The sequence below is a fragment of the Anaerotignum lactatifermentans genome (assembly GCF_014982935.1).
Classification (GTDB): domain Bacteria; phylum Bacillota; class Clostridia; order Lachnospirales; family Anaerotignaceae; genus Anaerotignum; species Anaerotignum lactatifermentans.
This window is the reverse complement of sequence record NZ_JADCKK010000087.1, coordinates 1-8,136: the sequence shown is the minus strand read 5'-3', so window position 1 is coordinate 8,136 and position 8,136 is coordinate 1. Positions and strand designations below refer to the sequence as shown.

Annotated in this window: 8 protein-coding genes; 7 read left to right on the top strand and 1 reads right to left on the bottom strand. The window is 42.5% G+C overall.

What is annotated here, in order from left to right; translation table 11 throughout:
- The 7 genes from INF29_RS13390 to tnpA form a co-directional block, all read left to right on the top strand.
- A partial coding sequence (locus INF29_RS13390) for a recombinase family protein (RefSeq protein WP_193487176.1) occupies positions 1-1,412 on the top strand: 1,412 nt, incomplete at its 5' end.
- 241 nt (positions 1,413-1,653) lie between these two features.
- Positions 1,654-2,748, top strand: coding sequence for an ABC transporter substrate-binding protein (locus INF29_RS13385; protein ID WP_072853599.1), 1,095 nt, complete (start codon positions 1,654-1,656; stop codon positions 2,746-2,748).
- A 70-nt stretch (positions 2,749-2,818) separates the two neighbouring features.
- Positions 2,819-3,655 (top strand): ABC transporter permease, encoded by an 837-nt coding sequence (locus INF29_RS13380; protein WP_072853597.1) that lies wholly within the window; start codon positions 2,819-2,821, stop codon positions 3,653-3,655.
- Between the two features lie 4 nt (positions 3,656-3,659).
- Positions 3,660-4,463 carry an ABC transporter permease gene (locus INF29_RS13375; protein WP_072853595.1) on the top strand — a complete coding sequence of 268 codons (804 nt, stop codon included), beginning with the start codon at positions 3,660-3,662 and terminating at the stop codon, positions 4,461-4,463.
- Positions 4,450-5,454: an ABC transporter ATP-binding protein gene (locus INF29_RS13370; protein ID WP_193487174.1), complete on the top strand. Its 1,005-nt coding sequence runs from the start codon at positions 4,450-4,452 to the stop codon at positions 5,452-5,454. Before INF29_RS13375 ends, INF29_RS13370 begins: the two co-directional genes overlap by 14 nt.
- A gap of 12 nt (positions 5,455-5,466) precedes the next feature.
- On the top strand, positions 5,467-6,453 hold the full coding sequence (locus INF29_RS13365) for a PHP domain-containing protein (protein WP_193487172.1): 987 nt from the start codon (positions 5,467-5,469) through the stop codon (positions 6,451-6,453).
- Positions 6,454-6,791: 338 nt separating this feature from the next.
- Entirely contained in the window at positions 6,792-7,256 is a 465-nt protein-coding gene (gene tnpA / locus INF29_RS13360) for an IS200/IS605 family transposase (RefSeq protein WP_072853609.1), read from the top strand.
- A 348-nt stretch (positions 7,257-7,604) separates the two neighbouring features.
- Here tnpA and INF29_RS14575 read toward each other — a convergent pair.
- A partial coding sequence (locus INF29_RS14575; RefSeq protein WP_207728178.1) for a hypothetical protein occupies positions 7,605-8,136 on the bottom strand: 532 nt, incomplete at its 5' end.

Here is an 8,136-nt window from a genome sequence, read left to right as displayed (position 1 = left end):
ACAGCGATGATGACTATGCTGGTGCTGATCGGAATCGACCGGCGTTTCGGCGTCTTTTGGAAGATGCGGAAAAAAGGCTTTTTGACATCATCCTTTGCAAGACCCAGTCCCGTTTTACAAGGGAATTAGAGCTGGTGGAAAAATACCTCCATGGGTTATTTCCCCAGTGGGGTATCCGGTTTGTCAGCATTGTGGACAATGCCGATACAGACGTGAAAGGTAACAAAAAATCACGGCAGATCAATGGTCTGGTCAACGAATGGTATCTGGAGGATATGTCCGATAATATTCGAAGCGTTCTGCGGAATCGGCGGGAAAATGGATTTCATATTGGCGCCACAGCGCTGTATGGGTATCAAAAAGACCCAGAACGAAAGGGGCACCTCATCATTGATGAGGAGGCTGCACAGGTGGTTCGAGAAGTGTTTACACTATTTTCTCAAGGCTATGGAAAATCTGCCATTGCACGAATGCTCAATGACAGAGGTGTGCCCAATCCAACGGAATATAAACGCCGAAAAGGAATCATCAAAACGCCGACAAAGCAGAAAATCAGCACCCTGTGGAAATATTACACCATTGCGGACATGCTGGAAAATGAAATGTACATAGGCAATATGGTGCAGGGGAAATACGGCAGTGTTTCTTATAAAACAAAGAAGAATAAGCCTCGCCCCAAGGAACAATGGTATCGGGTGGAAGGAACCCATGAACCTATCATAGAAAAAGAATTGTGGGAAAAGGTAAAAGCAATGCGGGAACAAAAAGCAAAGCCTTTTACCACTGGTACCGTTGGGCTGTTTTCTGGTAAAGCTCGCTGTGCAGAATGTGGCTATGTGCTGCGCTCCGGCAAACGGGAGAATTGGCGGTTTTTAACTTGCCCCAATCGTTCTGTGTCAAAAGATGCTTGCGGAGGTGCTTTCATTTCTGTCAGCCGTTTGGAAAGCAAAGTTATGGAGGAGCTGAAACGGCTAGCAGAGAATTATCTGGATCAGGAAGCCTTGCAACAGGGAATCCAATGGGATAAGGAATATAAAAAACAGGAAAGCAGTGTTGCGAATCGGATGAAATTTTACGAAAAAAAGATTCTAGATCGCAAAAAAGCCCTTCGGGCGTTATATCTGGATCAGGTGCGAGGAATTTTGACAGAAGAAGATTATCTGGACATGACAAGGGCGTTTTCCGTGGAGAAGAAGCGACTGGAAGAAGCGATGAAAATATGCACAGAACAGATTCAGGAAATAGAAGAGCGGAAAAAGGCAGGAGGAAATGGGAAAGAGTTGGTGGAAAAATATATCCATGTGGAACATCTGACCAGAGAGATGGTGGAAGCATTGGTCGATCATGTGGATGTGGGAAGAAGGATTTCTGGGTCGAGAGATGTGCCTATTACGATTTATTGGAATTTTTGAGGACGGCAAAGAGGGCTTTGCCGTCTTTTTGTATATCCGTTTATGGTTTGATATTAAGGCGTGATAAGATTGCAAGTGGAGCTGTGGGTTCCGGGAAACATGATTGGAGAAAATACAAAATTCTTAAAAATCCACTAAAATTTTCACATTTTTTTAACACGACCGCGCTGTTAGACTTAATATTTCGTTTATATAATGAGTCCGGCAAAAACGAAAAGAGCAAAAGAAAGGGAAGGAAAAAATGAAGAAATTATTGAAAACAGCTGCTGTAATCGGTCTTTGTTTGTCAACTCTTGCAGGCTGCGGCGGCGGAGAAACAACTGCGGCAGTTGACTTAAACGCTTTGTCTGTGGACGAAATCATTGAAAAAGCAAAAGAAGACGGAAAGATCGAATCCGTTGGTATGCCGGACACTTGGGCAAACTGGGTGGAAACATGGGAGGAAATCGAAGAACTGTATGGCATTGCACATCAGGATACAGATATGTCCAGTGCGGAAGAAATCGCGTTGTTTAAAACAGAAGGGGAAGACGCTACCAAAGACATCGGTGACGTTGGTCAGGCATTCGGACCTGTTGCGGAAGAAGAAGGCGTAACCCTGAAGTACAAAACAAGCTACTGGGATTCCATTCCTGATTGGGCAAAAGACGATGACGGCGACTGGATCATTGGTTACTATGGCACAATGACAGTCCTGGTAAACAATAAAATCGTAAAAGAAACACCTACAAGCTTTGAAGACATCCTCAACGGTGATTATATGGTAGCCGTTGGTGACGTTCAGGCTGCGACACAGGCACAGTTTGCCGTACTGGCTGCTGCCATTGCTTACGGCGGTGATGAATCCAACATCGATCCCGGTCTGGAATACTTCCGTAAGATCGCGGAACAGGGCCGTCTGGATCTGGGTGAATTCACACAGGCTCGTATCGAAAAAGGTGAAGTTGGTGTCGCATTCCTGTGGGACTACAACGCTTTGGGCTACCGTGATCAGTTTGTGGAAAACAATCCTGACGCAGATTTCTCTGTATTCGTACCGGAAGAAGCATCTATCCAGAGCGGTTACTGCACAATCATCAACAGCTATACAAAACGTCCATACGCCGCTGCACTGGCTCGTGAATACATCCTCAGCGACGAAGGTCAGATCAATCTGGCAAAAGGCTACGCAAAACCTGTTCGTGATGTAGAACTTCCTGAAGAAGTAAAAGCAAAAATGATCCCTGATGAACAGTATGCAAACGCAAGAATGGTAGAAGATCAGGCAGCATGGGATGAAACAGCGAAAACATTAGGTACTCGTTGGCAGGAAGAAGTTATTGCATACGCAAAATAATCAATCATAGATGTAAAATGGGGGGCTGTCGAGTAACTTTGACAGCCTTCCTATATATGTGAGGTAAAATATGAAACAGAAAAAGACATACTTATTGGCGTTAATACCCTTTTTGGTATTGTGCGTTTTATTTGAACTGATTCCGATTATTTATACAATCATCCGAAGCTTTGTACCGGAAGGAGAAGACTTTGGCTTTACACTTGCAAACTATATCAATATCTTTACAAAGCCGCTGTACCAAAAAGCCATTGTAAACAGCCTGATCATTTCTATTTTGTCTTCCATCATAGGTTTGATTGTGGCATTCATCGGAGCCAAGGCGGTGCATGAATCGAAAGGTAAGCTGAACAATATTTTCATGAGCATTTTGAACATGGTATCCAACTTTTCCGGTGTGCCTTTGGCATTTGCGTACATCATCATGTTCGGGAATGTGGGTGTCATGACCATGATCGGAAGCAACTACGGCATCGAATTTCTGGCAAACTTCCCACTGTATTCTATTTTTGGGCTGCTGCTGATTTATGTGTATTTCCAGATACCTTTGTCAACACTGCTGCTGATTCCTGCTTTTGATGCCATTCGGAAAGAATGGAAGGAATCCAATGCCCTGTTGGGTGGAACCAACTTCACTTTCTGGACCAAAATCGGGGTTCCCATTCTGATGCCAAGCATCTTAAGCACATTTTCTGTATTGTTCGCAAACGCGCTGGCGGCATACGCTTCTGCTTATGCCCTGCTGATGAACAACGTGTCCCTGCTGCCCATCCGTCTGTCTGAACAGTTTGTGGGTGACTTGGTACAAAGACCGGAATTCGGCAGTGCCATTGCTGTTGTTCTGATGGTATTTATGATCGCTGCCATTATGATACAGAATAAGTTGACTGTAAAGAAAGGAATCTGAGTTTATGGAAACAAATAAAAAAGGCGCGAAGCTGGCCATTGTTGTCATCATCGCGTATCTATTGATCCCATTGGCAATGACGCTGATCTATTCCTTGTTTGAAGAATGGATTGATGTCCTGCCAAAGCGTTTTACATTGACGGCTTATATGGAAATTTTTTCTGATCCGGTGTTCTGGCTTTCCGTTGGCAGAACGGTACTGATTTCCATTGTGCCTATCTTACTTTGCACCATCATCGTTTTGCTGGCAATGTATGTAACTTACATTTACAAACCGGAATGGGATAAATATGTGCAGATCCTCTGTACCATCCCTTATGCAGTGCAGGGGGTTATCCTGCCCATCTGTGTACTGTCTTTATATACATCTGTGCCAAAGCCCTTTAACAATCGTATTTTCCTGCTGATTTCTACCTATATGATTGTCATTCTGCCTTATATCTATCAGGGGATTCGCAATAACCTCCATGGCATTGGCGCGAACAAGCTCATCGAAGCGGCGCAGATGTTGGGCGCAAGCAAATTTTACGCATTTTTCCATGTGGTGGTGCCCAATATCATGAATGGTGTTACCGTATCCATTATGCTGGCTATGGCAATTGTGTTTGGGGATTTCGTTATCGTCAATACCCTTGCCGGCGGGCATTTCCAGACAGCCCAGATGTATTTGTATGATGTAATGAAAAAATCAGGTCAGCGTACCTGTGCAGTGATTGTTGTATTGTTTGTGGTAACATTACTGATTTCTGCTTGTGCATTTTTTATTCAGAGAAAGAAAGAAAGAGGAACTGAAAATGGCGTACATTGAGTTTAAGAATATCAATAAATTTTATGGTGATAACCATGTGCTCAAAGGCATCAACCTGAAAATTGAAAAAGGACAGTTTGTCACATTATTAGGTCCTTCCGGCTGTGGGAAAAGTACCCTGCTGCGCTCCCTTGCGGGGCTGGAAGCAGTGACAGATGGTCAGATCATTCTGGATGGGGAAGACATTACAACGAAAGAACCCAAAGACAGAAACATCGGTATGGTTTTCCAGCAGTATAGTCTGTTCCCCAATATGACAGTGGAAGAAAATCTGGCTTTTGGTCTGAAGCTGAAAAAATTGCCTCAGGAGGAAATCCATGAACGTATTTCCAAGGCAATCAAAATCGTGGAACTGGAAGGGAAAGAAAAATCATATCCCAGTAATCTTTCCGGCGGTCAGCAGCAGAGAGTGGCTCTGGCAAGAGGTATTGTCATGCAGCCAAAAGTATTGCTGCTGGACGAACCTTTGAGCGCCATTGACGCAAAACTGAGAAAATCCCTGCAGCTGAGCATTCGGGAAATCCATAACAAATTGGGGCTGACAACCATTTTCGTTACCCACGATCAGGACGAAGCTATGGTTATGAGTGATGTCATCCATTTGTTCCACGATGGTGTCATCGAACAGTCCGGTACCCCTGTGGAAGTTTACACAAGACCTGTGACATCCTTTGCTGCAAGCTTTATCGGAAACTACAATATTTTTGAAGCAGATAAGATCGCAAAACTAACCGGCACAGAATGGAAAACAAAAGTTGCCATTAGACCGGAAACCATCATGATGTCCAAAGCGCCCATTGCCAATGACGATCGTTTCAAAATGGAAGGTGTTATCAAAGAACATATCGCAAGAGGCAATGTTTTGCGCTATACCATTGACGTTGGTGGCATTGAAGTTTATGCGGATGCGTTGTTCAGAAGCGTGTCCATTTTTCAGGACGGTGAAAAAGTGTACTTATCTATTGCGGAACACAACTGTGTGGCGATCTGAGGAGGGGATGGCATGAAGAATGTGGAAGGCTTCAGCAAAACTGGAAACTGGTACAAGGGAAATCTCCATTGCCACTCCACAAATTCCGATGGGAAACTTTCTCCCAAAGAAGTGGTAGACCTTTTCAAAGAAAACGGATATTCTTTTTTATGCTTTTCTGACCATGACATTTATACAGATTATCGCAGCGAGTTTGACAGCGAGGATTTTATCATCCTTCCCGGTCTGGAAGCCTCTGTAAATCTTTTTGACGAAAGCGGAAAACACAGAATGAAAGTCCATCATATCCATGGGATTCTGGGTACTTCTGAAATGGAAGAAAAGGCAGAAAAGAAGTTTGCCCATTTGGAAAGAAGACAGATCAAGAACTATTTTGGCAGTTGGGACGGCAAAAAAGCGGCACAGGAACTGTGTGACGAAATGCGGAGCTATGGCATGATTACGACTTATAACCATCCCATCTGGTCTAGGGTTTCTTATCCGGAATTCTGTGATCTGGAAGGCATCTGGGCTTTGGAGATTTTCAATTATAATACAGTGAATGAAAGCAATACGGGCTATGATGAAGTGTATTGGGATGAAATGCTGCGAGACGGCAAAAAAATGCTGGCTTTTGCCAGTGATGACAATCACAATGAAGGATTGTTTGATGATGCCTGTGGTGGATATATGGTGGTGAAGTCTGACCGTTTGGATAGAGAGGAAATCCTGCGGAATATGCTCAAAGGCAATTACTATTCTTCCAGCGGCGTTGCCATTGAAGATTGGGGCATTAAAGACGGCGTTGTGTATGTGAAATGCGAAAATGTATACAGAATTGATTTCGTTGCAGGAAATTGTGTTAATGACGGCATCAGCCTCATGTCTAAAACACACAGCAATGAATTGACTTATGGAGAATATAAATTGAAAGGCCATGAAAAATATGTCCGTGTAAAATGTAGTGATATTTATGGCAGAACGGCATGGACAAATCCCATCTATTTGGATGAACGTTAGATTTGAGGGAGCAAAAGAGACTGTACCCAATATATAAGCAAAAAATAGAAAGGGAAAGCATGATAACATTGACCAATGGAAGTAGGCTTTGACGAAAAGGGAGAAATTCCATCCCTCAATGATTTCCCAAAAGCGTTTTCCATTAGACACTTTCCCATAAGCAAACAAAGAGAGTCGGAATCCTTAGAATAAAAGGATTTCCGACTCTTTTTGGTAAATCCAATAAAAACCCCCGGCTATGCCGGGGGAATCAGTGAGCTTCAGCTTCAAGCAAAAACCTCCTATGCTATCATCATCTTGAGTCCGCCAAGACACAAGAAAGCATAGGAGGTTTTTATATGAATAGTTTAGCACATACAAGTTGGGAATGTAAATATCATATTGTATTCGCACCAAAGTACAGAAGACAAGTAATATATGGAAAGATGAAAGCGGAAATAGGAAAAATACTTAGAGAATTATGCGAAAGAAAAGGAATAGAAATCATAGCAGCAGAATGTTGTCCAGATCACATACACATGTTGATTCGCATACCGCCCAAATACAGCGTATCAGAAATAGTTGGATATTTGAAAGGGAAAAGTTCTTTAATTATTTTTGACAGGCATGCAAATTTAAAATACAAATATGGAAATAGAACATTTTGGTGCAGAGGATATTATGTTGATACAGTAGGAAAGAATACAAAAAAGATCCGGGAATATATCAATAATCAGTTAAAAGAAGATTGGATGGCGGATCAAATAAGTTTAAGCGAGTACATTGACCCGTTTACGGGTGAAAAAGTAAAAGAGAACAAATAAAAATAGCCGCCAAGGGCGGCAGTTGAGAAAGTAGAGCACTTGGCGGACTTTCAATGCGCTTGCAAGCGCTGCTGGTAATAGCCCCTTCTAGGGGCAGAGCAAACCACCGGCTAAGCCGGTGGTCCTGATTCATCTAAATTGCAGGTGGAATGTTTTCTTCTGACGACAGTCAGTCCAGTTCCTCTTAAGAAATCAAAAAGAAAAAAACAATGATCTTTCATAAAAAACTGATTTTGCCAAGACACTGTTTGGATATATATGTTACGCATAGGGTTATATTGCGTTGTTTTTTTGGCATGCAATAATTGGAATTTGAATTATCCATGTATGCAAATGGGATGTGAAATTTTAAAATTTCAGCAAAGAAAGATGTTCCAATGACAGGGAGATGGTATTGTTCTTTTTTGCCATGTGGAATTCTTCTTTGGTAAAGGATAAGAGCTGAAGCAGATTTTCGTTGCAGGGAAGGGGTTTGGGGCTGATGAGGAATTTATTGAAAATCGGTACCATGGCAGAGGGAGATAACCCGGAAATGAATCCATAAACGTAATTATCATTGACGATGGGAATCCGTGCGGAGCAGACACAATACTCAATGTTATGCTTTTGGTTTTGCAGAAACAGATTCACCATATTGCCCTCAATATGCCCGTGCCCCCAATAGATAAAACGGCTTTTTTTGTAATGGGTATGGTCGGTGTAGTCGTAATACAGGGTGATATTTTGGGGAGAAGAAGCCTCGAATCTTCCTTTAAGAGGGTATGAAGAAAAGTCTGTAAATAAGATTCTTCTATGATAAGACTGGGTGGAATGCTTTGAAATGAAGCACTCCACCTTTGTTTTATATATACCATCCAAAAGATGGCATGTCAATAACAGG

Excerpts from the sequence above, each read along its gene's own strand:
- INF29_RS13385 (WP_072853599.1), top strand. The coding sequence starts at position 1,654 with ATGAAGAAATTATTGAAAACAGCTGCTGTAATCGGTCTTTGTTTGTCA.
- INF29_RS13380 (WP_072853597.1), top strand. The coding sequence starts at position 2,819 with ATGAAACAGAAAAAGACATACTTATTGGCGTTAATACCCTTTTTGGTA.
- INF29_RS13375 (WP_072853595.1), top strand. The coding sequence starts at position 3,660 with ATGGAAACAAATAAAAAAGGCGCGAAGCTGGCCATTGTTGTCATCATC.
- INF29_RS13370 (WP_193487174.1), top strand. The coding sequence starts at position 4,450 with ATGGCGTACATTGAGTTTAAGAATATCAATAAATTTTATGGTGATAAC.
- INF29_RS13365 (WP_193487172.1), top strand. The coding sequence starts at position 5,467 with ATGAAGAATGTGGAAGGCTTCAGCAAAACTGGAAACTGGTACAAGGGA.
- tnpA (WP_072853609.1), top strand. The coding sequence starts at position 6,792 with ATGAATAGTTTAGCACATACAAGTTGGGAATGTAAATATCATATTGTA.